Genomic DNA, 25,299 nt, shown 5'->3' with positions numbered 1-25,299 from the left:
ACACTCTGAAGTATTATTCGAGGACTATATGGTGGAGCTAAGCGGGATCGAACCGCTGACCTCCTGCGTGCAAGGCAGGCGCTCTCCCAGCTGAGCTATAGCCCCATACAGTCACTGGCAGAAACCTTTATTTACCACTCGGAGAGTTACATTCGCCTTAAAATGCAAATGTAATTTCTTTTCAGGCAAGGCATGTGAAAGGGCAGTTTACTTCGGTAAACGACCGCGCACATCACGCAGCATGAGAAGAAATTTGGTAGGCCTGAGTGGACTTGAACCACCGACCTCACCCTTATCAGGGGTGCGCTCTAACCACCTGAGCTACAAGCCTATAAAGGGTTTCCTGCTCGTTACTTTTTCATCAGACAATCTGTGTGGACACTGCACTCAACCAATATCTTTAGGTAAGGAGGTGATCCAACCGCAGGTTCCCCTACGGTTACCTTGTTACGACTTCACCCCAGTCATGAATCACAAAGTGGTAAGCGCCCTCCCGAAGGTTAAGCTACCTACTTCTTTTGCAACCCACTCCCATGGTGTGACGGGCGGTGTGTACAAGGCCCGGGAACGTATTCACCGTAGCATTCTGATCTACGATTACTAGCGATTCCGACTTCACGGAGTCGAGTTGCAGACTCCGATCCGGACTACGACATACTTTATGAGGTCCGCTTGCTCTCGCGAGTTCGCTTCTCTTTGTATATGCCATTGTAGCACGTGTGTAGCCCTACTCGTAAGGGCCATGATGACTTGACGTCATCCCCACCTTCCTCCGGTTTATCACCGGCAGTCTCCTTTGAGTTCCCACCATGACGTGCTGGCAACAAAGGATAAGGGTTGCGCTCGTTGCGGGACTTAACCCAACATTTCACAACACGAGCTGACGACAGCCATGCAGCACCTGTCTCACAGTTCCCGAAGGCACTAAGCTATCTCTAGCGAATTCTGTGGATGTCAAGAGTAGGTAAGGTTCTTCGCGTTGCATCGAATTAAACCACATGCTCCACCGCTTGTGCGGGCCCCCGTCAATTCATTTGAGTTTTAACCTTGCGGCCGTACTCCCCAGGCGGTCGACTTAACGCGTTAGCTCCGGAAGCCACGCCTCAAGGGCACAACCTCCAAGTCGACATCGTTTACAGCGTGGACTACCAGGGTATCTAATCCTGTTTGCTCCCCACGCTTTCGCACCTGAGCGTCAGTCTTTGTCCAGGGGGCCGCCTTCGCCACCGGTATTCCTCCAGATCTCTACGCATTTCACCGCTACACCTGGAATTCTACCCCCTCTACAAGACTCTAGCTTGCCAGTTTCAAATGCAGTTCCCAAGTTAAGCTCGGGGATTTCACATCTGACTTAACAAACCGCCTGCGTGCGCTTTACGCCCAGTAATTCCGATTAACGCTTGCACCCTCCGTATTACCGCGGCTGCTGGCACGGAGTTAGCCGGTGCTTCTTCTGCGAGTAACGTCAATGCCCAGTGCTATTAACACTGAACCCTTCCTCCTCGCTGAAAGTGCTTTACAACCCGAAGGCCTTCTTCACACACGCGGCATGGCTGCATCAGGCTTGCGCCCATTGTGCAATATTCCCCACTGCTGCCTCCCGTAGGAGTCTGGACCGTGTCTCAGTTCCAGTGTGGCTGGTCATCCTCTCAGACCAGCTAGGGATCGTCGCCTAGGTGAGCCATTACCCCACCTACTAGCTAATCCCATCTGGGCACATCCGATGGTGTGAGGCCCGAAGGTCCCCCACTTTGGTCCGAAGACGTTATGCGGTATTAGCTACCGTTTCCAGTAGTTATCCCCCTCCATCGGGCAGTTTCCCAGACATTACTCACCCGTCCGCCGCTCGTCACCCAGAGAGCAAGCTCTCCTGTGCTACCGCTCGACTTGCATGTGTTAGGCCTGCCGCCAGCGTTCAATCTGAGCCATGATCAAACTCTTCAATTAAAAGCTTGATTTGCTGCAACTCGTGCAGCGATGCTCGAAAATTAACTTTCGTAATAATTCATTCGCATGAATTACTGCTTGGTCACTCTTCAAGACTTGATATTTTTTTGCCACCGAGGTGGCTGGATATCGTCTTGTGAGTGCCCACACAGATTGTCTGATAAATTGTTAAAGAGCGTTGGTTACCGCCATCTTTCTCGGTAACGCGGGAGGTGCATATTACGCTTTCCCGCTGAAGAGTCAACCTTTTTCTCTTGCGAGAGGCGGTGTTTTCACCGGGTTGCTTCTTCCTGGCTGGGCGACATTCTTTGCTATCAAGGAGTCGTTGTTCCCGGTCAGTGGAGGCGCATTATAGGGAGTTCTGAGAACGCCGCAACCCCTAAATTCATTTTTTTGCTGACCGCCGAATGTTTAATCAAAAGCCACTTTAAGCGGCAATTTTTTCAACGATTTGAAGCCATAACCCTGCAATACGGGCAATAAAGCCTCGGTATCTTCATTTAATGCCATGCAATAGGCCAGATTCTCTTCCTGAGTAGAAACCAGATTCTCTTGGGTAGAGATAAGCCAGGCAGCCCTGCGGGCAATAGCCGCACCCGAATCCACCAGCCGCGTCCCTTCGGGCAGCACCTGCATCAGCTCTTCAGATAAAAGAGGGAAATGGGTACAACCCAGAACGACAGTGTCGGGAGGTTCGCGCATGCTCAACCACGGATGCAGTATTTTTTTGAGCGTTGCCAACGGCACCGGTGCACCATGCAACTTAGCCTCTGCCAGCTCCACCAGCTCAGAAGAGCCTAACAGCTCGATTTTACAATCCGTGGCAAAACGCTCAATCAATTCACGTGTATAGGTACGCTGAACCGTACCACGCGTGGCTAACAGGCCGACAATACCATTAGTGGTAAGTTTGGCTGCAGGCTTGATGGCGGGCACAACACCGACCACCGGGAAGGTAAAATGCTCGCGCAATGCAGGCAGAGAAACTGTGCTGGCGGTATTGCAGGCGATAATGACAATCGCCAGAGGGTGACGCTGCTGAACGGCAGTGACAATCTCCAGCACGCGCTCAATGATAAATTCTTCGGATTTCTCGCCGTAGGGAAATGCCACGTTATCGAAGGCATAGATATAGTGGAGATCCGGCAGCAGTTGCCGAACCTCCTGATACACTGACAGCCCGCCGACACCGGAATCAAAAACCAGCGCCGTCGGACGAGGGGCCGCCGTGCTGTTAGAAGGTATAGCTTCCAGTGAGGTAGTATTCTCTTCCTGGAGTAACGTAGCCATAAGCCGTCTCATAATCTTTATCAAACAGGTTGGCAATTCTACCACGAACTGTCAGCTGAGAGGTGATTGGATATGATGCTGCCGCATCAACAGTGCTGTAACTCGGCAATACACGCTGCTCAGGATTATAAGTAGAGGAGATGTTGTCGTACCGCTTGCCGTAATACTGATATGAAATATCCATATCTACGTTGAACATCGTCCAATCCAACTGATATTTGGCTTGGCGTTTCGAACGGCGCGCCAGCACCTCATCCGTCTTGTCGTTACGAGGATCAATATATTGCAATGTCACCTGATGGGTGAAGATCCCGGTATCAAAGCTCCCCGTCCATTCCACACCTTTAATCGTTGCCGCATCCACATTGTAATACTGGCCCTGATAGGTAACCGGGTCAGAATCATAGTTGATCAGGTTTTGGATTTTGTAATGGTAAGCCGACAATCGCCAGTCCAGCGGCCCGGTCAAACCTTCCAGACCGGCTTCCCACTGCTTGGACTCTTCCGGCTTGAGGTTGCTGTTTGAATCAATACCGAAGCGTTTTGAACCATATTGCTGGCCCAGCGATGGCGTCAGGAAACCGGTGCCATAAGATAAAGTCGCCCGATAGCCATCAATAAACTCCCAACCCGCAGCGGTCTGCCAGGTACCATGCCAACCAAAATCACCGGCTTTGTCTTCACGCCCAGAGGCCTCAAGCGTCACGCTGCCAAACTGTTGCTGGCCACTAAGGTATAGACCGGTATTGTCTCTTTTATAGCTGTCAGCGAAGAAGTTATCAGAAGAGGTCAGACGTTGTTGCTGGAAATCGGCACCGGCTGTAACGCTACCCTGTTCGAAAGCATAGGTATTACCCCACTGCAAATTGCGCTGGTCCATATCATCCAGCGTAGTGCTAATACCATAACGACCATTCTGGCTGCTGTAGTTGTAATCTTTCTGTTTCTGATAGCTACCGGTAAGTTGAGATGAGAACGCTCCAGCAAGATACCGCAGTCCCATATCATAGGTGTGGCTATAAAGACGGTCTTCATCATTACTGTATTGCGGGCTGAAAGGCACACTGCCAACATCGTAATCCGAGTTGTTGGTGTAACCATAACCGCGCACGAAGCCAGAGAAGTTTTGGTTGAACGAGTGTTCCAGCCCCCCAGAAGCTTTTATTGCGGAAACCATCACGATCGCTGTCAACCGAATAAGGTGAGTCGGGTTGTACATTGAAGCCGTTGGTCATCTGATAGCTGCCCGCGACGGTAGCCATGGTGTTGTCGAAGCGCTGGCGCACCGCACCATCGTACTGCTGGTATCCGTTTGAGCCGATACCCACCTGAACTTTTCCACCTTCTTGATCGGTCTGGGTAATGACGTTAATCACCCCGCCGATAGCGCCAGAACCATAAATGGCTGAGCGCGGGCCACGGATAAACTCCACACGCTGAACCAGCGCCAGCGGGATCTGGTTAAAATCAACACCATTGGTGATCCCCAGACGGGCTAACGGCACACCATCGATCAACACCAATACGTGGCGTGCTTCGGTGCCACGAACTGAAAGAGATGAGCCCTGCCCCATTCCCCCGTACTGCGCGATGTCCACGCCCGGCAAACGGCGCATAACATCATTGAGGCTTTTAGCCTGCCAACGGTTGATTTCATCACGGGTAACAACATCGGCAGGTGCCAGCACGGAAGAGACTGGCTGAGGGAAGCGGTTGGCGGTTACCACCAGATTATCGCTGTCATTGGCAGTGGTGTTGTCTTGCGCCCATCCAGAAAAGGCCGTCACGGAGGAAACCACCGCCAGCAGTGTTTTTTTATCATTGTCATTAAAAAAGCATCCAAACTTCATTGGGGATGCCGCAGGCCACAGCCGATAATTCGCGACGGCGATGGATATTGCGACGTACACCGGCAGGTTTTCGGGCTTGGGATTTGCCGATTGCCATTGGCAACCCGCACCGAGCGATGACTTCCCATCCAGCAGTGGACAGTGTCTGCGTAATTCGATCTGTTAAATTCCAGGCCGAAACGCTATCGCCGTGACTTCCCCATACCGCTGCGCGTCAGCTCCAGATTTGCACTGGATTCCCTTTTCACTCGCTGCTTGAGGCCGGACGGTAATGCTACAATCAATGAAAATAGATGTCTAGACTGCTAATAATGTTACCAACATTAAACACAACAAAACTGGACTTCACAGACTGATTCCCTACAATCCCCGCTGATCCAATTTGACTGACGAGAAGAGCCATGACGCCCGAGAATTTGCCCATTGAACGCTATGATGACCAACTGGCAGAGAAAACTGCCCGTCTGAAGACGATGATGTCACCGTTCACGGCGCCTGAGCCGCAAGTGTTCCGCTCGCCAGTCAGCCACTACCGTATGCGTGCGGAATTCCGCATCTGGCATGATGAGGACGAGATGTACCACATCATGTTCGATCAGCAGACCAAGCAACGTATCCGCGTCGATACCTTCCCAGCAGCCAGCGAGTTGATTAATCGCCTGATGAGCGCGCTGATGGCCGCGATCAAACCCAATCCAGTCCTGCGCCATAAGCTGTTCCAGATAGATTATCTTTCCACGCAAAGTGGCAAAATCATCGCTTCTTTGCTGTACCACCGCAAATTGGACGAACAGTGGCAGCAGGATGCCATTGCGCTGCGTGATGCATTACGCACACAAGGTTTCGATCTGCAACTGATTGGCCGTGCTTCAAAGATGAAAATCATGCTGGATCAGGATTACGTCGATGAAGTACTGCCAGTTGGTGGCCGCAATATGATTTACCGCCAGGTAGAAAACAGCTTTACTCAGCCAAACGCGGCAATGAACGTGCAAATGCTGGAGTGGGCGCTAGATGTCACCCAAGGTTCCAAAGGTGACCTGCTGGAGTTGTATTGCGGTAACGGCAACTTCTCGCTGGCACTGGCACGCAATTTCGAGCGTGTGCTGGCCACTGAGATCGCCAAACCCTCAGTCGCAGCGGCGCAATACAACATCGCCGCCAACCAGATCGATAATGTGCAGATTATCCGTATGGCCGCAGAAGACTTCACTCAGGCAATGAATGGGGTGCGTGAGTTCAACCGCTTAAAGGGCATCGATCTTGGCAGCTACAATTGCGAGACGATTTTCGTCGACCCACCGCGCAGCGGGTTGGATGAAGAAACGGTGAAGATGGTGCAAGCCTATCCCCGCATCCTTTATATCTCCTGCAATCCGGAAACGCTGTGCGCCAACCTTGGCACCTTGCAAACCACGCACAAAATCACCCGCCTGGCGCTGTTCGATCAGTTCCCCTACACCCACCATATGGAGTGCGGTGTACTGCTGGAGCGCCGCTGACCGGTTGAACGGCGGGCCAATGCCCGCCGGGTTCCTAAAGGTAGACCCTGAGATATTCCGACAAGCATAAAATCGCCATCGCCTGGCCGTAGGGCATTGAAGTCAGGGGGATCTGGCGATAATAATCCAGCGCCGTACCCATTGCAGTGCCAAAAGAGACCTGCATTAACTCCCCGGCCGGATTGATGTTGGCAATCACACCACGCACGGCTTTCTCTGCCACTGGCGCATATGCCGCATCGATATAACGTTTACGTACCGCTTTTAATATGCCGTAGGCGAAACCGGCGGTGGCTGAACTCTCCAGGTATGAATGCGGATCGTCTAGCAAGGTATGCCACAAACCACTCTCATGCTGGCATTGCGCCAGAGCGCTGATCTGGCTTTCCAGAACCTGTAATAAATAACGCCGGGTTGCGTTTTGCTCCGGTAAATCCAACAGCTCTAAAAATTCAGGAATGACTATCGTTAACCAGCTGTTCCCTCTGGCCCAGCGAGCCTGAGCAAAGTTGTGGTTCCCCTCATATGTCCAGCCATGGAACCACAGGCCGGTTTGTCGATCCATCAGGTACTGAACATGTAACAGGAACTGGTAGATTGCCTCCTCCACAAATTCAGGCCGGTCCAGCAGCTTACCGATTTTCGCCAGGGGCAGTACGCTCATCATCAAAGTGTCATCCCACATTTGCTGATGATTTTCATTGTTGTAGACGATGTGTTGTAACCCCTGCTTTTCAGTACGCGGCATCTCGTACATCACCCACTCCGCCCAGCGTTCCAGATAAGGCCGCCAAATCGGGTTAGCGGTTTCTTCATAGCGGTATGCCAGGGTCAAAAATGGGCAGACGGTATTCACATTTTTAGTGGGTGTGCCCTCAGCCAACCGGGCACTGAACCAGTCATCAATCACCGCTTGCATACCGAGATCGCCGGTCTGCTGGTAATACTGATAAATACCGTAGAGCCCAATGCCATGTGTCCACTCCCAGCCAGCCCATCCTTTGGTATCGATAACGCGGCCATCATCAAGACGTAACAGGAATTCCCCCGTCATATCCTTGATGTTCACCAGATTCTCCGTGACTTGGTGGATCAATCCCTTCAGTTCACTGCGTGAAATGAAATGCTGCGGCTGGCGCAATAACGCGCTGTGCTTGACCTCAAAAACCTTCATGATGCTCTCTTGTCATGGCTGGCAGTTCTCTCGCCGCGTTACGCACCGGTTTTTCAGGCGGTGGATTGTGGCGGTGTAAATAACCGATATTGTTATTACCCCAAAGGGATTCGTATCTGATGCCGGTCAGTACCTCAACGACGGTACGGGCCTGGGGAGTGATAAGGTCGGGAACCGGCCGATTGGCAGTACGCATTTTCTGCGTTTCCTGTATCAGTATCCGGTGGGTATTCAGGTTAAGACGGAAATAAAGCGAAATGACAAAGCCGAGGGTGAGCATCACCAGAGAGCCGCAAACCAACACGCCCAAGATGGTATGCCCTACCGAAGGCGCCTGCTGACTTTGCCCGGAAACAAAGCCTGACAACTGCAAGATAATGCCAACCAGCATGACCGCCCCCGCCTGTGAGGCTTTGCGCGTCAACGTCATCACACCGGCAAAAATCCCTTCCCGACGCTGGCCGGTAATGGTTTCATCCACATCGGCAATGTAGGTATAAATGTTCCAGGGAACATAATTGATACCGCCACGGCCCAAGCCTGCCAGCGCCGAAATCAACAACAGCATCGACATGGAATCACTCATATCGGTGAAGTACAGAATGCCGTAGGAAATCACCGCCAGGGCAAACAGACTGACCGCCAGCCGATAAGAAGGGGCTGGCCCAAAGCGGATACACAATGGGATCATGCCAATCACCGCGACAAACTGCAGGATTGCCATCATTCCCATCAGGTTGGAAGCCACCGTGGCCGTCTGCATCAGCACAAACACCACGTAATAGGTAAACACGGCGTTAAACACGTCCTGAGCAATATAGCCGCCGAGATACAGCCCAAGATGCTGGCGGAAAATACGAACACGCAGCGTCGATGTCAGTTCGGTGTTGAGGCGCTTGAGGCTTTGCCACAACGTCAATTGCTGGCGTTCCCGCTCAAGCTCACGCATCGCCTCAGACTTCAAGGCGGCCGGGCGCTCCCAGGTAAAGAAATAGACCAATGTGAGCACCAGTGAACAGATCACGGCAAACACCAGGCTCGAGTAAAAGAATGAGACAGCATTATCCTTACCGAAGTGCTGCAACAGGACGCCCGGCAGGAAAGCGGCCAGGATCGCTGACAGCTGCGCCATGGCAATCCTGGCACCAGAAAACTTGGTTTTCTGTTTGAAGTCGTCGGTCATCTCCGGCACCAGCGTTTCATACGGCACCAGGATCATGGTGTAAACAATGTCGAACAGCAGATAAGTCAGCAGATAATAGAGATACCCCATATCGCCAACCCACATCAGGCTGTAACTGAATACGCAGGGGATCCCCAGTAAGATAAAGAATTTGCGCCGACCAAACCGCTTGCCGAACCAGGTGCTGCCAAAGTTATCCGTGAGATACCCCATCAGCGGGCTAAGCACCGCATCCGCGACGCGGGCAATGGCAAAAATGAACGTCGCTTCAATGGGCGTCAAATGACAAAACGTGGTGTAGAAATAGAGTAACCAAGCAGCGGTGAGTGCGGTGGTACCTGCGCCGAGAAAGTCTCCCGAGCCGTAGGCCAGATAATTGAGTAACCCGATCTTTCGTATCTTCATTACCGTCGTGTCCCTGTTGAGTCATACAGAAAGCGGGCAATGAATGCCCGTTCGGCCTTGAGCCAAACTAGCAACAGGGTTGGGGGAAACCTTTGTATTTTTGCCATCCGGCGCTAGCCTATGGCAATCAGGCAAAGAACAACCAGATCAATGATCGATTATTGAAAATACGTTATTTTTTAAATGAAATATCGTTTCATTTAGTTGGTGAGTGATTTGAACCCACTAAAAACAAAAAGGCACCCCGAAGGATGCCCATGACATAGCGCGGGTTGTTACTGCACCGCTGTATGACGTTTCTTTAAATTAAAGCCAATCCAGAACACTAACGCCACGCAGAGAATCGAAGGCAGGAAGTTAGAGCCAATCTGCGGATATTCTACGCGCACTACTGCACTGTATCCCAGAATCCCCAGCAGGAAACAGCCAGCAGCCAGTTTTGGCATGCCTTCAGGCATCGGCTGGCTCAAATAACGCTGATGTAGGCAATACACCGCCAGCACCAATGCAATCAACGGAAAGGCAGAAAACGGCACCACCGAGCTGAACAGCGCGGCAAAAGAGCCGTTAATCGACAGGCCAGCGATTAACGCCAGCAGTAAAGTACTCTTCTCTCGGCTTGGTTTTTCCATTACTTTCACCTTGTTATACGTGGGATACAGACGCTTTTTCTTGCTCGCGGCGATACCAGTAATAAGCCCCTTTGGAAATCATCCGCAATTGCAACACTAACCGTTCTTCAAGCTGGCGCCGTTGCTCAATATCAATATCCAGTGCTTCCGCACCAGCACTGAATACAATCGTCACCATCGCTTCCGCCTGCGCTTCGGTAAAGCTGCGCGGCATGTGGTTTTCGAGCTCGAGGTAGTCTGCCAGTTCGGCAATAAAATGTTGAATTTCGCGTGCTACCGCGGCACGGAACGCCGCAGAAGTCCCGGAGCGTTCACGCAACAATAGCCGGAAGGCATTGGGATTATTGCCGATAAATTCCATAAAGGTAGAAACCGACGTGCGGATCACGCTACCGCCTTTGGCAATACGTTGGCGTGCCTGGCGCATCAACTGGCGCAACATCAGACCGCTTTCGTCTACCATGGTTAACCCGAGTTCATCCACGTCACGGAAATGACGATAAAATGAAGTGGGCGCGATACCCGCCTCGCGTGACACTTCGCGCAGGCTCAGGCTGGCAAAACTGCGTTCGGCACTGAGCTGGCTGAAAGCCGCCTCGATGAGGGAACGACGCGTCCGTTCTTTTTGTTGTGCTCTGACGCCCATATGCATATCCGGATAATTCCATTCTCTCAGTCTAACGTCGCAGAACTGGCAATATAGCAAATTTATTGCAACAGCATTTACACAAACGCGCTTTGTCACAGTTCCGAACCGCACTGATTGTGCTTTGCCTCAAAAAGCCTAATGGTGATTGGGCACGCAGCGCTATGATGTTAAGATACCGTTGTAATTTTGTATAAGAACAGGTCTCTCCTACATGCAACAGCACTATCAATTTGACGCCATTATTATTGGCTCGGGCCCTGGTGGTGAAGGCGCCGCTATGGGGCTGGTGAAACAAGGTGCCCGCGTGGCCGTGATTGAGCGGTACAATAACGTGGGCGGCGGCTGTACTCACTGGGGAACCATCCCCTCCAAAGCTCTCCGCCACGCCGTCAGCCGCATCATCGAATTCAACCAGAACCCGCTTTACAATAACTCCCGCACGCTCAGTGCAACTTTCCCTGACATCCTTCGCCACGCCGATAACGTCATTAATCAGCAAACCCGCATGCGCCAAGGTTTTTACGAGCGTAACCAATGCAAACTGTTTGCCGGTGATGCCCGTTTTATTGACGCTAATACCGTCAGCGTAAGCTATATGGACGGCACCCAGGATACTGTCCGCGCCGACCATATCGTCATCGCCTGTGGCTCACGCCCTTACCACCCAAACAGCGTCGATTTTAAACACCCGCGCATTTATGACAGCGATTCCATCCTTGAGCTGAGCCATGAACCGCGCCATGTGATTATCTATGGTGCGGGGGTGATTGGCTGTGAATATGCTTCGATCTTCCGTGGGTTGAACGTAAAAGTCGATCTGATCAACACCCGCGATCGCCTGCTGGCGTTCCTCGATCAGGAAATGTCAGACTCCTTGTCTTACCATCTTTGGAATAACGGTGTGGTGATCCGTCACAACGAAGAGTTCGAGAAGATCGAAGGCACCGATGACGGCGTTATCGTTCATCTCAAATCCGGTAAAAAAGTGAAGGCCGATTGCCTGCTGTACGCCAATGGCCGCACCGGCAATACCGATTCGCTGGGGTTAGATAACGTGGGCCTGGAAGCAGACAGCCGCGGCCTGCTGAAGGTCAACAGTATGTACCAGACTGCCGTGGCCCATATTTACGCTGTCGGTGACGTCATCGGCTACCCAAGCCTGGCTTCAGCCGCTTACGATCAGGGGCGTATCGCTGCACAGGCCATTTCTTCCGGGGAAGCTAGCGGGCATTTGGTCGAAGACATTCCAACGGGCATTTATACCATTCCGGAGATCAGCTCAGTGGGTAAAACCGAGCAGGAGCTGACGGCGATGAAAGTGCCGTACGAAGTGGGCCGAGCGCAGTTCAAGCATCTGGCTCGTGCGCAAATTGCCGGGATGAGCGTTGGCAGCCTGAAGATCCTGTTCCACCGCGAAACGCTGCAGATCCTTGGGATCCACTGTTTTGGTGAGCGTGCGGCAGAGATCATTCACATCGGCCAGGCGATCATGGAACAGAAAGGTGAAGGTAATACGATCGAGTACTTCGTAAATACTACCTTCAACTATCCGACCATGGCCGAAGCCTACCGTGTTGCAGCACTAAACGGTTTAAACCGCCTGTTCTAGCACCGTGCCCAGGTAATTCTGCATATGTTCGCGAATTGCCTCGGCCAGTTGCTCGTAACGGCTACGCAGCGGGGAACCGGGGCGATACACCAAAGCGATGGTGCGCTTCGGTTCCGGCTTGTAACAGTCCAGATAGCAAATGCCGTCGCGCTCACGTTCAGGCGGTACCGCAAGCTTTGGCAACAACGTAATGCCACTGCCTGCAGCTACCATATTACGCAGCGTTTCCAGACTGGTCGCGCGGAAATGGGTATCCTCATCCGCCCCGGCCTGGAAGCAAAAGCCCAACGCCTGATCCCTTAGGCAGTGGCCATCTTCCAGCATCAGCAGTTTTTCCCCCGCCAAATCAGGCATTGCTACGCGATCGCGCTGTGCCCAAGGGTGATCGGAATAAACCGCAAGCTTCATCGACTCATCAAACAATGGCACTTCAATGAAAGCTTCGGTCTCTTTCACCAGCGCCAGGATGGCGCAATCGAGCTTGCCGCTGTCGAGTTGTGCCAGCAATTGATGAGTTTGCGCTTCGTGCAGATACATTTCCAACTTGGGAAAGGTTTTATGCAGCGTAGGGATAATTTGCGGCAGCAGGTAAGGCCCCACGGTGGGGATCAGGCCGATATGCAGCGGCCCGGACATCGCCTCGCCCTGCTGGCTGGCCATTTCCTTGAGGACTTTGACTTCGCGCAACACGGTACGCGCCTGTTCCACCAGCAATAAACCCGCCTGAGTGAACAACACTTTACGGCTGGTTCGCTCGAGCAACATCACGCCCAGTTCGTCTTCCAGCTTGCGGATCTGCCCACTCAACGTGGGCTGGCTGACATGGCATGAATCTGCAGCGCGCCGGAAATGGCGGTGCTCGGCCAAGGCGACCAGGTACTCTAAATCACGGATATTCATTGTTTCCCTCCATACCATGATAGCTCATGGCGATAGATAAGATAGCAATGAGCGATTAGATCTATCAAGCCCCGATGTGAATAATGTCCAACAACAAAGCGAAACACTGCGAACACTAAAAATTTATTTTCTTAATTAAGGGGTTAATCCATGTTTACCAGCCAAGAAGGCAAAAAAGTCCCTCAGGTTACTTTCCACACCCGTCAGGGCGACCAATGGATTGATACCACCACTGATGACCTGTTTAAAGACAAAACCGTAATCCTGTTCTCTCTGCCAGGCGCATTCACCCCAACCTGCTCTTCCAGCCATTTGCCGCGCTATAACGAACTGTCCAGTGTGTTCAAGCAGCATGGCGTTGACAGCATTCTGTGTGTCTCCGTAAACGACACCTTTGTGATGAATGCCTGGAAAGCAGACCAGCACGCTGAAAATATTACGTTCGTACCAGACGGTAACGGCGAATTCACCAAAGGCATGAACATGCTGGTTGAGAAAGCCGACCTGGGCTTTGGCCCACGCTCATGGCGTTATTCCATGCTGGTGCGCAACGGCGTAGTGGAAAAAATGTTCGTAGAGCCCAACAAGCCGGGCGACCCGTTTGAAGTATCTGACGCAGACACCATGCTGAAATACCTGGCGCCGGAGTTCAAAGTGCAGGAATCGGTTTCCGTGTTTACCAAACCGGGCTGTCCGTTCTGCGCCAAAGCCAAACAAATGCTGCAAGAGCGCGGTATCCAGTATGAAGAAATTGTGCTCGGCCAGGACGCTACCACGGTCAGCCTGCGCGCTGTAACTGGCCGTGCGACCGTGCCGCAGGTATTTATCGGTGGCCGCCACATTGGTGGCAGCGATGACCTGGAAACTTTCCTGTCAGCTTGAATTATAAAAAAACCCCGATGGACATCATGCACAGTTCAACAATCTGTTGTTTGAAAACATTGGGTTAAATGCCAACGTGAACTTTTTGGCGGGCACTAGCCCGCCTTTTTTTACATCAAGGATCTTTCCAGGAGCGGATATGAAACTGTTGAATGTGGATATTGCCGTGATTGGCGGTGGCACCGCCGGATTAGGTGCCTATCGCGCAGCCAAACTTTCGACCCCCAGCGTAGTGATGATCGAAGGCGGGCCTTTTGGCACCACCTGCGCACGCGTTGGCTGTATGCCATCCAAATTACTGATTGCCGCTGCAGAAGCGGTGCACCAGATAGAACGGGCCCCAGGTTTTGGCGTCCACCCTGCGGGGAAAACCACCATCAATGGCCGTGAGGTGATGGATCGTGTCAAACGCGAGCGCGATCGCTTTGTCGGCTTCGTACTGGAAGGGGTCGATAGTATCCCGGCCACTGACAAAATTCAGGGCTATGCCCGTTTTATTGACGACAATACGTTACAGGTGGACGAGCATACGCGCATCGTGGCGCAACGTATTGTGATCGCTACCGGTTCACGCCCGAGCTGGCCAGCCCCTGGAACTCGTTGGGAGATCGCCTGATCGTTAATGATGATGTCTTTAACTGGAGCGATTTACCCCAATCCGTCGCGGTATTCGGCCCAGGCGTTATCGGGTTGGAACTGGGCCAAGCGCTGCATCGTCTTGGTGTTAGCACCAAAGTGTTCGGCGTTGGTGGTGCGGTTGGTCCATTGACTGACAGCGTGGTTCGTGAATATGCCGCTAAAACGCTAGGGGAAGAGTTTTACCTCGATCCAGATGTCAAAGTGGACATCATGCAGCGTGAAGGCGACAAGGTGTTTATCCGCTACCAGGATCTACAGGGTCAGATGCAGGAAATAATGGTGGATTATGTGCTGGCCGCCACGGGCCGTCGCCCGAACGTTGACAACCTTGGGTTGGAAAACACCACTCTGGCGCTGGACGCCAAAGGTGTACCGCAGGCCGATCGTCTGACCATGCAAACCAACTTGCCGCATATTTTCATCGCCGGAGATGCCAGCAACCAACTACCGTTGCTGCACGAAGCCAGCGATCAGGCACGTATTGCCGGACAAAACGCCGGCAGTTTCCCGGAAATCAATCCTGGCCTGCGCCGCAGCGCGATTTCCGTCGTGTTTTCAGATCCACAGATCGCTATGGTGGGGGCGACCTTCCGCGAACTGAGCCAGAAATTCAGCGCCTGTGGCTGTTTTGAAACCGGTGAAGTGTCGTTCGAGAATCAGGGCCGTTCCCGCGTGATGCTGCGTAACAAAGGTATCTTGCACGTCTATGGCGAGCAAGGCACTGGCCGCTTCCTGGGAGCCGAAATGATGGGCCCGGATGTGGAGCACATCGCTCACCTGCTGGCCTGGGCACATCAACAGCAGATGACCATCGACCAGATGCTGGACATGCCGTTCTATCATCCGGTGATCGAAGAAGGCCTGCGCACTGCGCTACGCGATCTGCAGTCCAAATTGAAACTGGGTGAATCCGAGGCGGAACGCTGCCAGCGTTGTCCTGGCGAATAAACCTTTCGCGATGCAGTTAGTCATCACAGCCGGGCCTTGCGCCCGGTTTTTTGCGTATGGCATTCCAGCCTTGAACCATCCTGCTTGCCGAATTTTGATTCCAGCGTCATTTTTATATTCCTTTAGCTTGAAGTGATATCAATATTGATACTAATACTGAGGAGTTAAATGAAAGGACTCAGGGAGACCATTGACGATCTGCAACAGCGGCAAACCAACATAAAATTCAACGCATTGGTAAAGATCTGCACCTACTGGTTTGGCCCACCTCGCTTGAACGTGGCCAGGAGACCCACGGGTCAATATCCAACGGCATGGCAAAGGTCTATCAGGCTAAACAAGTCATCTCTGCATTGATCAAACTGGAGGAAGAGCATGGAAAGACATGAACACTCGACCTACCGTATCACTTGGTCAGCGGGGGACAGCGAATATGTCGGCCTCTGTACAGAGTTTCCCTCACTGTCATGGCTGGCCACTACCCACACGGCTGCGCTAGACGGTATTGAAAAACGGGTCTGCGAGGTGATTGCGATATGCTCGCTCAAGGCGAAACACCGCCAGAGGCGCTGGCAGAGAAAACTTCAGTAGCAAGCTGGTGTTGCGGATGACTCCAAAACAGCATCGCCGCTTGGCGATGAATGCCATGGATGAAGGCATCAGTTTGAACCGTTATCTGTGCGCACGGCAGGCAGGATAAGCGGGTGCGGCAGGCAGCGCCCCTGCAAATAAATTCGAAGGGCAGCATTGCTGCTGCCCCTGGCAGAGTTTAATACAGGCGTTTTTTGGCTTCGGCAATCGCGCTGGCGACCTGCTGAGGAGAAACGCCGCCTTTGGCCGCACGCTTATCCAGGCAAGATTGCAGCGACAGGATCGGATAAACGTCTTCGCCAATCACGCTGTTGAATTTCTGCAAATCGCTCAGCGGCAGGTCTTCCAACGGTTTGCCCTGACGGATCGCTTCAACCACCGCTTCACCCACAATGTGGTGCGCTTCGCGGAACGGCACACCTTTGGCCACCAGATAATCAGCCAGTTCGGTGGCGTTGGCATAACCCTGCTGCGCCGCTTCCTGGCAACGCGGGCGCTTCACCTGAATGCCGTCCAGCACCAGAGCCGCCATCTGCAAGCAATCCATCCAGGTATCAAGGGCGTCGAACAGCCCTTCTTTGTCTTCCTGCATGTCCTTGTTGTAAGCCAGCGGCAAGCCTTTCAACGTCATCATCATGCCGGTCAGAGCCCCCTGAACACGGCCAGACTTGCCACGGATAAGCTCTAACGCATCCGGGTTTTTCTTTTGCGGCATCAGGGAGGAGCCGGAAGTTACACGGTCCGAAAGCTCAACAAACGCCGCTTCACCGCTGTTGAAGAAGATCAAATCTTCGGCAAAGCGCGACAGATGCACCATGCTGATGGCGGCATTCGACAGCAATTCCAAAACGTGGTCACGGTCAGATACGCTATCGAGGCTGTTACGGGTAGCACTAGCAAAGCCCAACCACCCAGCAAGCTGCTCGCGATCGATCGGATAAGCCGTACCGGCTAAGGCACCGCTACCCAACGGGCTAACATCAAGGCGCTTTAGCGTATCCTGCAAGCGAGTCTCATCACGCGCCAGCATCTCCACATAGGCCATGCACCAGTGGGCAAAAGTTACCGGTTGCGCGCGCTGCAAGTGGGTGTAACCAGGCATCACAGCGTCCTGATTGGCTTCGGCGGTTTCTACCAACGCTTGCTGCAACTGGATAATCGCCTGATGCAGTTCACTTACCTGATGCTTGCACCACAGTTTCAGATCGGTAGCCACCTGATCGTTACGGCTACGGCCGGTATGCAGTTTTTTACCCAGATCGCCCACTTTGTCGATCAGCTTCTGCTCTACCCAGCTGTGGATATCTTCCGCGTCGCTTTTGACGATCGCCTGGGGATCGGCCTGCACTTCTTGCAGCAGCACATTCAGTGCCTGCTCAAGTTGCTGTTGTTCTGCTGCCGTCAGTACATTGACGGTTACCAGCGCTTTTGACCAGGCAACGGAACCCACAATATCCTGTTCCGCCAGGCGATAGTCGAAGCGCAGAGAATCATTTAATTGTTTGAACCGCTGGTCTGCTGCCTGACTGAAGCGTCCGCCCCAAAGTGCCATAATCTTGCTCCTGAATAAGTATGCGAAAGGGCGCAGCATGCTGCGCCCCTCAATTTGACGCTAAATTGCTATTATTTTTGCTTCTCGTCGTTCAACGCACGAATACGGGAAGACAGCGAGAACAGACGGATAAAGCCACCAGCATGGCTGTGGTCGTAAACCTCGTCCTCGCCAAAGGTAGCAAACTCTTCCGAGTACAAGCTATTGGCGGATTTCTTCTGGATTGCCGTTACCTGGCCTTTATACAGCTGTAACACGACTTCGCCGTTCACCTCTTCCGCCAGCGCTTGCGCAGAAGCCTGGATAGAACGACGCAGCGGAGCAAACCAGCGGCCATCGTAAACTACATAGGACATTTCCAGGCCCAACTGCTCACGCCACTTAAAGCTATCACGATCCAGAACCAACTGCTCAACTCCGCGCAGTGCGGCCACCATTATGGTGCCCCCTGGGGTTTCGTAGCAGCCACGGGATTTGATACCTACCAGGCGGTTTTCCACAATATCAATACGGCCAACGCCGTGTTTGGCACCCAGCACGTTGAGGGTTTCCAGACATTTGTATGGGCTCATCGCCTCGCCGTTCACCGCAACCACACGGCCTTTCTCTACAGTGACCGATACCTGCTCTGGCTGATCCGGCGCTTCCTGCGGATCAACAGTCCATACCCAGCAATCTTTATTCGGGGCATTCCATGGGCTTTCCAGCACGCCACCTTCAGTGGAGATATGCCAGGCATTTTCGTCACGGCTGTAGATTTTCTCCAGTGAGGCGGTGGTGGGTATATGACGCTCTTTCAGGTAATCCAACAGTGCTTCACGGGAACGCAGGTTCCACTCACGCCATGGCGCCACCACTTTCAGGTGTGGTGCCAACGCGGTATAGGTGGTTTCAAAACGCACCTGATCGTTACCTTTGCCGGTTGCCCCGTGGCACAGCGCGTCTGCGCCGACTTTCAACGCCAGATCAACCTGTGCTTTGGCAATAATCGGACGCGCCATAGAGGTACCCAGCAGATAGCTGCCCTCGTACAACGCACCGGTTTGCAGCACCGGATAAACATAGTCGCGGATAAACTCTTCACGCAGATCGACAACGTGGCACTCAGAGGCACCGGATTGCAGAGCTTTCTGCTCAACGCCTTCCAGATCGCTGCGCTCCTGGCCGATATCCGCAACGAAAGCCACGACTTCGCAGCCATCGTAGTTCTCTTTCAGCCATGGAATGATGGCCGAAGTATCCAGACCGCCGGAGTACGCCAGAACGATTTTCTTGATGCCTTTGTTTTGCATTGTGTTATTCCTTGTTAATTCTTAAATTTAAGCGAGGATCCGGGTGCCAATCGACACACCATTAAACAGAGCAGGAAGCTTTTCGGCATTGCGCCAGCTGGCGATATCCACCGGGCGGCCAAGCGTGCGGGCCGCATCCAGTGCCGCATTCACCTTCACAACCATACCATCGGTAATGATGCCTTGAGCAATCAGTTGCTCTGCTTTTTGTGCTGTCATTTCCGCGATACGCTGCCCTTTCCCGTCGAGAATGCCACTGACATCCGACAGCAGGATTAAATCCGCCTCCAGCGTGGCGGCCAGGGCCGTCGCAGCCTGATCGGCGTTCACATTCATCAGTTGGCCATCGTTAGTGATCCCAATGGAACTTACCACCGGCAGGTAACCGGCACCCAACAAGGTATTGAGCAGCACGGGAGAACCTGGTTGTGCGTTGCCAACGTGACCTAATGCTGGGTCCAACTGCGTGACAGCAACGCTGCCACCGTCTGCCAGGCTCAGACCAACGGCGTTGATTTTGTGTTTCACTGCCCATGCCAGCAGGGTTTTGTTGGCAGTCCCCGCCAGCGCACCGGTAATGATGTCGATCTGTTCGGCTGGCGTGACGCGCAGGCCGTTTTTCTTCACCACCGGCAGGGAGAGCTGTTTCATCAGTTCATCCACAACGCAACCGCCGCCATGGACAATCACCAGCGGGCGCTGATGCTCTTGGCGATAGACATCCAGCGCGGTAAACAAGCGCTCCAGCGCTTCTTCACTGTCCAGTAATACGCCGCCTAACTTGATAATCAATGGATTCATCGCTGTTTACTCACGCTGATTTAAAGTAATGACTGGGTTTCCGGGAACCCGAAACGGATATTCAGGCATTGCACCGCCTGGGCGGCTGCACCTTTCAATAAGTTGTCTTCTGCTGCCACGACGATCAGATGCTCGCCCTGCACGGCAAAGCCGATATCGCAAAACGGCAGGCCCACAACGGATTTCAGGGCCGGCACTCCTTTGTCGTACAACCGTACCAGCGGTTTGCCGTCATATGCCGCACGGTAAGCCGCCGCCACGTCCTGGGCAGTAACGCCGGCTTTCAGACGGCAGGTGATGGTTTCCAGAATACCCCGAGGGAAGTTGCCCAAATGCGGCGTAAAGATGACCGGCACCCCCAGGTGGGCAGAGATTTCTGGTTGATGACGATGGGCGAACAAGCCGTAAGGCTGAAGGCTGACCTCACAAAAACTGGTGGTGATGCTGGCTTTACGCCCGGCGCCGCTCACGCCGCTAACGGCGTTGATGACCGGCCATTGATCCCGATTCAGCAGTTGTTGATCGATCAAAGGTTTCAGCGCCAGTTGCGCAGCCGTCGGGTAGCACCCCGGCACGGCAATCAACTGCGCCTGTTTGAGCTCTTCACTGTGCCACTCTGCCAGCCCATAAACCGCCTGCGCCAGCCAATCGGCATGCTGATGCTTAAAACCATAATATTGGCTGTAAAACTCAATATCCTGAACGCGGAAAGCACCGGAAAGATCGAACACCACGCAACCGGCTGCCAGGAAGGCTGGCGCGATATCATGGCTCACCTCATGGGCAGTGGCGAGGAAGACAACATCAATGCCTTTCGCGGCTTCGACCACGTCAACCAGAGGCTGTAAAGGCAGATCGATGACACCTTTTAAATGAGGATGCAGCTCAGAAAGCAATTTTCCTGCATCTGCACTTTGCGCTGAAACCGCTAAAGCGGTTATGTTCATGTGTGGGTGGCGATTCAGGTAAGCCGTGAGCTCTGCTCCGGCATAACCGCTGGCACCAACAATCAGCGTATTCAACATGTGGCCTTTCACCTTCTTGGCTGGCAATACGAGTCACTTGCGACTCCGGTAGCAGGGCTTGGTCGCGTTGTTGCGCGCTTCACCCATATGGTTGAGCGTTGATGTTTTTATAAACACCTGGGCATCGTTTCCCTTACGCTCCAGCTTACTGTATTTTTATTCAAAATAAATGCATGAATATTGATACTATCCTAACCAAAGGCTGTCAACAGTGAAGATGAAATTACCTCCATTTATTGAGCTGTACCGGGCGTTGATCGCCACTCCGTCGATCAGCGCCACCGATGGTGCCCTCGATCAGAGTAATGAAGCATTAATCAACTTGCTGGCTGGCTGGTTTAACGATTTGGGTTTCCGCGTCGACGTACAACCCGTGCCAGATACCCGCAATAAATTCAACCTGCTGGCAAGCCTCGGCGAAGGCAGTGGTGGGCTGCTGCTGGCAGGCCATACCGATACCGTGCCCTACGATCAGGGCCGCTGGACGCGTGACCCCTTTACCCTGGCCGAACACGATAACAAGCTGTACGGGCTGGGAACCGCCGACATGAAAGGCTTCTTTGCGTTTATTCTGGATGCCCTGCGCGACATTGACCCCAGTAAACTGACCAAGCCACTGTACATTCTGGCCACCGCAGATGAAGAAACGACGATGGCCGGTGCACGTTATTTCGCCGCCTCCACCAAAGTCCGCCCGGATTTTGCCATTATTGGCGAACCCACTTCTCTGCAGCCGGTACGCGCACACAAAGGCCATATCTCCAATGCAATCCGCATCGTGGGTCAATCGGGCCACTCAAGCGATCCGGCGCGAGGCGTGAATGCCATCGATCTGATGCATGAATCCATCGGGCATCTGATGGAATTACGTAAAACGTTGCAGGAACGCTACAATAATCCAGCGTTCGCGGTGCCTTATCCAACCATGAACTTCGGCCATATCAGTGGCGGTGACGCAGCCAACCGCATCTGCGCCTGTTGTGAATTGCATATGGATATCCGCCCGTTACCGGGCATGACGCTGGATAATATCAACGCGCTGTTGCATGAAGCGCTGGCGCCGGTCAGCCAACGCTGGCCAGGTCGTCTGACTATCGATGAACTGCATCCGCCAATCCCGGGCTACGAATGCCCAACCGATCACCAGATGGTGGCGGTAATTGAGCAGTTGCTGGGGTCACGTACCGAAGTGGTCAACTACTGCACCGAAGCGCCATTTATCCAGGAAGTATGCCCAACGCTGGTCCTGGGGCCAGGCTCGATTAACCAGGCACATCAACCAGATGAATATCTCGATACCGCATTTATCGAGCCGACACGCAAGCTGCTGGGCCAATTGGTTGACCATTTCTGCCAGCAATAAACCATTAATAAAAGCAGGGGAATGAGTTACCATTCCCTACCTCTTTAGGCGTACAAACTGAAGCCAATAAGCCAGACTGATAACCGGCAGCCCGTAATTAAATTTCAGAAAATACGCCGAATTTGATGTTTTTTTGCTAAAAATAGTGTCAATTGATGATTGGACAGGAACGTGGCTTGCTAAAACTGGCGGACTTCGCCAGGCACGTGAAATTTACTTACAAGATGAAAAATCACGTACTCACCGCGCTCAGGTGGTGGTTAACAACGCCATAACCGGGGGGATGATGGGTATGCAGAGAACTGGGTCAGGGGTTATATGAACGAACAATATTCGGCAATGCGAAGTAATGTCAGTATGCTCGGCAAATTGCTCGGCGATACCATCAAAGAAGCGCTGGGCGAGCATATTCTCGATCGCGTTGAAACTATCCGTAAGCTTTCCAAATCTTCACGTGCCGGTAATGAGGCTCATCGTCAGGAGCTGCTATCGACGTTGCAGAATCTGTCCAATGATGAATTGCTGCCAGTTGCCCGCGCCTTCAGCCAATTCCTTAACCTGACCAACGTGGCCGAGCAATACCACAGTATTTCGCCCCATGGCGAAGCGGCCAGCAACCCGGAAGCGATGGCCCAGCTGTTTGCCCGGCTGAAAGATAAAAAACTCAGTAACAAAGAGCTGCAAAAGGCGGTGGACGATCTCTCCATCGAACTGGTACTGACGGCCCACCCGACGGAAATTACCCGTCGCACACTGATTCATAAACTGGTTGAGGTTAACCACTGCCTCAGCCAGCTAGACCATAACGATCTGGCCGACTACGAGCGCAATAAAATCATGCGCCGCCTGCGCCAACTGGTCGCACAATCCTGGCATACCGACGAAATCCGCAAAAATCGTCCTTCGCCGGTCGATGAAGCCAAGTGGGGCTTTGCCGTGGTAGAAAACAGCCTGTGGGAAGGTGTGCCCGCATTCCTGCGTGAGTTTAACGAACAGTTGGAAAACTCCATCGATTACCGCCTGCCGGTGGAATCCGTGCCTGTCCGCTTCACCTCATGGATGGGGGGCGACCGCGACGGTAACCCGAACGTCACCGCAGAAATCACACGTCATGTGCTGTTGCTGAGCCGCTGGAAAGCCTGCGATCTGTTTACCCGGGATATTCAGGTGCTGGTCTCCGAACTGTCGATGACCGAATGTACCCCCGAACTGCGCGAACTTGCCGGTGGTGACGAGGTACAAGAACCTTACCGCGAATTGATGAAGCAGTTGCGCAGCCAGTTGATGAGTTCTCAAGCCTATCTTGAAGGCCGCCTGAAAGGCGAGCGCGTCCTGCGCCCGCACGATCTGCTGGAAAATAACGAGCAGTTGTGGGAACCGCTGTACGCCTGTTACCAGTCACTGGTAGCCTGCGGCATGAGCATCATTGCCAACGGGCAACTGCTGGATACACTGCGCCGCGTGCGCTGCTTCGGCGTGCCATTGGTTCGTATTGATGTACGTCAGGAAAGCACCCGCCATACCGAAGCCCTTGCCGAGCTGACCCGCTATCTGGGGCTGGGTGATTACGAAAGCTGGTCAGAAGCCGACAAACAGGCATTCCTGATCCGTGAACTGAACTCCAAACGCCCACTGGTGCCGCTGAAGTGGGAGCCAAGCGCCGATACCCAGGAAGTACTGGAAACTTGCCAGGTTATCGCTGAAGCGCCGCAGGGTTCGATCGCCGCCTATGTGATTTCAATGGCCCGCACACCGTCCGACGTGTTGGCCGTGCATCTGCTGCTGAAAGAAGCAGGTTGCCCGTTCGCCCTGCCGGTAGCTCCGCTGTTCGAGACACTGGACGATCTGAATAACGCCGATGATGTGATGACCCAGTTGCTGAATATCGATTGGTATCGCGGCTTTATTCAGGGCAAACAGATGGTGATGATCGGTTATTCCGACTCGGCGAAAGATGCCGGTGTGATGGCCGCTTCCTGGGCACAATACCGTGCACAGGATGCTCTGATCAAAACCTGCGAGAAAGCTGGCGTAGCGCTGACGCTGTTCCATGGCCGTGGCGGTTCGATTGGCCGCGGTGGCGCTCCTGCCCACGCCGCCCTGCTGTCACAGCCGCCGGGAAGCCTGAAAGGCGGCCTGCGGGTAACCGAACAGGGTGAGATGATCCGCTTCAAGTTCGGCCTGCCAGAAGTCACTATCAGCAGCCTGGCGCTTTACACCGGTGCCATTCTGGAAGCTAACCTGCTGCCACCGCCAGAGCCCAAGAAAGAGTGGCGCTCACTGATGGACGAACTGTCCGAAACTTCATGCAAAATGTATCGCGGCTACGTGCGTGAGAACCCAGAGTTCGTGCCCTATTTCCGTGCCGCCACGCCGGAGCTGGAACTGGGTAAACTGCCATTGGGATCACGCCCGGCCAAACGCAAGCCAAACGGCGGCGTAGAAAGCCTGCGGGCCATTCCGTGGATCTTTGCCTGGACACAGAACCGCCTGATGCTGCCAGCCTGGCTGGGTGCCGGTGCCGGCCTACAAGAAGCGGTGAAGGCTGGCAAACAGGATCAACTGGAAGCCATGTGCCACAACTGGCCATTCTTCTCTACCCGTATCGCGATGCTGGAAATGGTATTTGCCAAAACCGACCTGTGGCTGGCGGAATACTACGATCAGCGCCTGGTTGATAAAGCCCTGTGGCCACTGGGCCAACAGCTACGCGATCAGTTGGAAAGCGATATCAAGGTTGTACTGACCATCGCCAACGACGATCATCTGATGGAAGACCTGCCGTGGATTGCCGAATCTATTGCCTTGCGCAACGTTTACACCGATCCCCTCAACGTGCTGCAGGCGGAGCTGCTGCACCGTTCACGCCAGCAGGAACAACCGGATGCCCGCGTTGAGCAGGCGCTGATGGTCACCATCGCAGGCGTCGCCGCCGGGATGCGCAATACCGGCTAGGTTCGATGAAGTCTTTAACCCGAAAGCACTGCCGAGACGCAGTGCTTTTTTTATGGGGAACAGGCATAAAAAAAGCGCCGTGATAGCACAGCGCTGTTCTCTTGAAACGA

At 53.3% G+C, this 25,299-nt stretch carries 17 protein-coding genes, 2 tRNA genes, 1 rRNA gene, 2 pseudogenes and 1 riboswitch; of the genes and pseudogenes, 8 read left to right on the top strand and 14 right to left on the bottom strand.

Translation table 11 applies throughout. The features are described 5' to 3' along the window. Positions 1-29: 29 nt before the first annotated feature. The 5 genes and pseudogenes from ACQ86O_RS06260 to btuB form a co-directional block, all read right to left on the bottom strand. Positions 30-105: transfer RNA gene (locus tag ACQ86O_RS06260), tRNA-Ala, on the bottom strand. A 149-nt stretch (positions 106-254) separates the two neighbouring features. Beyond that, a tRNA-Ile gene (locus ACQ86O_RS06255) sits at positions 255-331 on the bottom strand. A 74-nt stretch (positions 332-405) separates the two neighbouring features. Next, positions 406-1,947: ribosomal RNA gene (locus ACQ86O_RS06250) — 16S ribosomal RNA — on the bottom strand. A gap of 411 nt (positions 1,948-2,358) precedes the next feature. Further along, positions 2,359-3,237, bottom strand: a complete 879-nt coding sequence (murI, locus tag ACQ86O_RS06245; RefSeq protein WP_431224544.1) for a glutamate racemase — start codon at positions 3,235-3,237, stop codon at positions 2,359-2,361. Next, positions 3,182-5,087, bottom strand: a pseudogene (gene btuB / locus ACQ86O_RS06240) (TonB-dependent vitamin B12 receptor BtuB). The gene murI and the pseudogene btuB overlap by 56 nt, the downstream one beginning before the upstream one ends. A 44-nt stretch (positions 5,088-5,131) precedes the next feature. After that, positions 5,132-5,366: riboswitch (cobalamin riboswitch) on the bottom strand. A 122-nt stretch (positions 5,367-5,488) separates the two neighbouring features. Between btuB and trmA the strand changes: the two are divergent. Then, positions 5,489-6,589, top strand: a complete 1,101-nt coding sequence (gene trmA, locus ACQ86O_RS06235) for a tRNA (uridine(54)-C5)-methyltransferase TrmA (protein ID WP_431224543.1) — start codon at positions 5,489-5,491, stop codon at positions 6,587-6,589. A gap of 34 nt (positions 6,590-6,623) precedes the next feature. Here trmA and ACQ86O_RS06230 read toward each other — a convergent pair whose 3' ends face one another. From ACQ86O_RS06230 to fabR, 4 genes are all read right to left on the bottom strand, one after another. After that, positions 6,624-7,763 (bottom strand): glycoside hydrolase family 88/105 protein, encoded by a 1,140-nt coding sequence (locus ACQ86O_RS06230; RefSeq protein ID WP_431224542.1) that lies wholly within the window; start codon positions 7,761-7,763, stop codon positions 6,624-6,626. Beyond that, complete coding sequence (locus tag ACQ86O_RS06225; RefSeq protein WP_431224541.1) at positions 7,750-9,351, bottom strand: MFS transporter; 1,602 nt, start codon at positions 9,349-9,351, stop codon at positions 7,750-7,752. Before ACQ86O_RS06225 ends, ACQ86O_RS06230 begins: the two co-directional genes overlap by 14 nt. Positions 9,352-9,626: 275 nt before the next feature. After that, complete coding sequence (locus ACQ86O_RS06220; protein ID WP_431224540.1) at positions 9,627-9,983, bottom strand: YijD family membrane protein; 357 nt, start codon at positions 9,981-9,983, stop codon at positions 9,627-9,629. Between the two features lie 13 nt (positions 9,984-9,996). Next, positions 9,997-10,629, bottom strand: coding sequence for an HTH-type transcriptional repressor FabR (gene fabR, locus ACQ86O_RS06215; protein WP_024482854.1), 633 nt, complete (start codon positions 10,627-10,629; stop codon positions 9,997-9,999). A gap of 214 nt (positions 10,630-10,843) precedes the next feature. Between fabR and sthA the strand changes: the two genes are divergently transcribed. Further along, positions 10,844-12,241, top strand: coding sequence for a Si-specific NAD(P)(+) transhydrogenase (sthA, locus tag ACQ86O_RS06210; protein ID WP_431224539.1), 1,398 nt, complete (start codon positions 10,844-10,846; stop codon positions 12,239-12,241). On the opposite strand, the gene oxyR is transcribed toward sthA, so the two are convergent. Beyond that, positions 12,224-13,141 carry a DNA-binding transcriptional regulator OxyR gene (oxyR, locus tag ACQ86O_RS06205; RefSeq protein WP_431224538.1) on the bottom strand — a complete coding sequence of 306 codons (918 nt, stop codon included), beginning with the start codon at positions 13,139-13,141 and terminating at the stop codon, positions 12,224-12,226. The two genes, sthA and oxyR, sit on opposite strands and share 18 nt — an antisense overlap. Positions 13,142-13,291: 150 nt before the next feature. On the opposite strand from oxyR, the gene ACQ86O_RS06200 reads away from it, so the two are divergent. From ACQ86O_RS06200 to ACQ86O_RS06185, 4 genes and pseudogenes are all read left to right on the top strand, one after another. Further along, complete coding sequence (locus tag ACQ86O_RS06200; protein WP_431224537.1) at positions 13,292-14,023, top strand: glutathione peroxidase; 732 nt, start codon at positions 13,292-13,294, stop codon at positions 14,021-14,023. A 139-nt stretch (positions 14,024-14,162) separates the two neighbouring features. After that, positions 14,163-15,610, top strand: a pseudogene (locus ACQ86O_RS06195) (dihydrolipoyl dehydrogenase). Between the two features lie 375 nt (positions 15,611-15,985). Next, positions 15,986-16,201: a hypothetical protein gene (locus ACQ86O_RS06190; RefSeq protein ID WP_431224536.1), complete on the top strand. Its 216-nt coding sequence runs from the start codon at positions 15,986-15,988 to the stop codon at positions 16,199-16,201. Between the two features lie 16 nt (positions 16,202-16,217). Then, positions 16,218-16,310, top strand: a complete 93-nt coding sequence (locus tag ACQ86O_RS06185) for a toxin-antitoxin system HicB family antitoxin (protein WP_431224535.1) — start codon at positions 16,218-16,220, stop codon at positions 16,308-16,310. A 69-nt stretch (positions 16,311-16,379) separates the two neighbouring features. Here ACQ86O_RS06185 and argH read toward each other — a convergent pair whose 3' ends face one another. The 4 genes from argH to argC all read right to left on the bottom strand — a co-directional run bounded on the left by argH (position 16,380) and on the right by argC (position 20,871). Further along, positions 16,380-17,753, bottom strand: coding sequence for an argininosuccinate lyase (gene argH / locus ACQ86O_RS06180; RefSeq protein WP_431224534.1), 1,374 nt, complete (start codon positions 17,751-17,753; stop codon positions 16,380-16,382). Between the two features lie 71 nt (positions 17,754-17,824). Then, on the bottom strand, positions 17,825-19,045 hold the full coding sequence (locus tag ACQ86O_RS06175; RefSeq protein WP_431224533.1) for an argininosuccinate synthase: 1,221 nt from the start codon (positions 19,043-19,045) through the stop codon (positions 17,825-17,827). Between the two features lie 27 nt (positions 19,046-19,072). Next, positions 19,073-19,846: an acetylglutamate kinase gene (gene argB, locus ACQ86O_RS06170; RefSeq protein WP_431224532.1), complete on the bottom strand. Its 774-nt coding sequence runs from the start codon at positions 19,844-19,846 to the stop codon at positions 19,073-19,075. A 20-nt stretch (positions 19,847-19,866) separates the two neighbouring features. After that, the gene (argC, locus tag ACQ86O_RS06165) at positions 19,867-20,871 is read right to left on the bottom strand and encodes an N-acetyl-gamma-glutamyl-phosphate reductase (RefSeq protein WP_431224531.1); all 1,005 of its coding nucleotides are present in this window, start codon (positions 20,869-20,871) and stop codon (positions 19,867-19,869) included. A gap of 217 nt (positions 20,872-21,088) precedes the next feature. Here argC and argE point away from each other — a divergent pair, with 217 nt between their 5' ends. Together argE and ppc are read left to right on the top strand one after the other, a co-directional pair. Further along, complete coding sequence (gene argE, locus ACQ86O_RS06160; RefSeq protein WP_431224530.1) at positions 21,089-22,234, top strand: acetylornithine deacetylase; 1,146 nt, start codon at positions 21,089-21,091, stop codon at positions 22,232-22,234. 318 nt (positions 22,235-22,552) lie between these two features. Further along, positions 22,553-25,189 (top strand): phosphoenolpyruvate carboxylase, encoded by a 2,637-nt coding sequence (gene ppc, locus ACQ86O_RS06155; protein WP_431224529.1) that lies wholly within the window; start codon positions 22,553-22,555, stop codon positions 25,187-25,189. Positions 25,190-25,299: the final 110 nt, after the last annotated feature.

The sequence above is a fragment of the Serratia sp. L9 genome (assembly GCF_050632285.1).
GTDB lineage: Bacteria > Pseudomonadota > Gammaproteobacteria > Enterobacterales > Enterobacteriaceae > Chania.
This window is presented reverse-complemented; position numbering and strand designations above follow the sequence as displayed.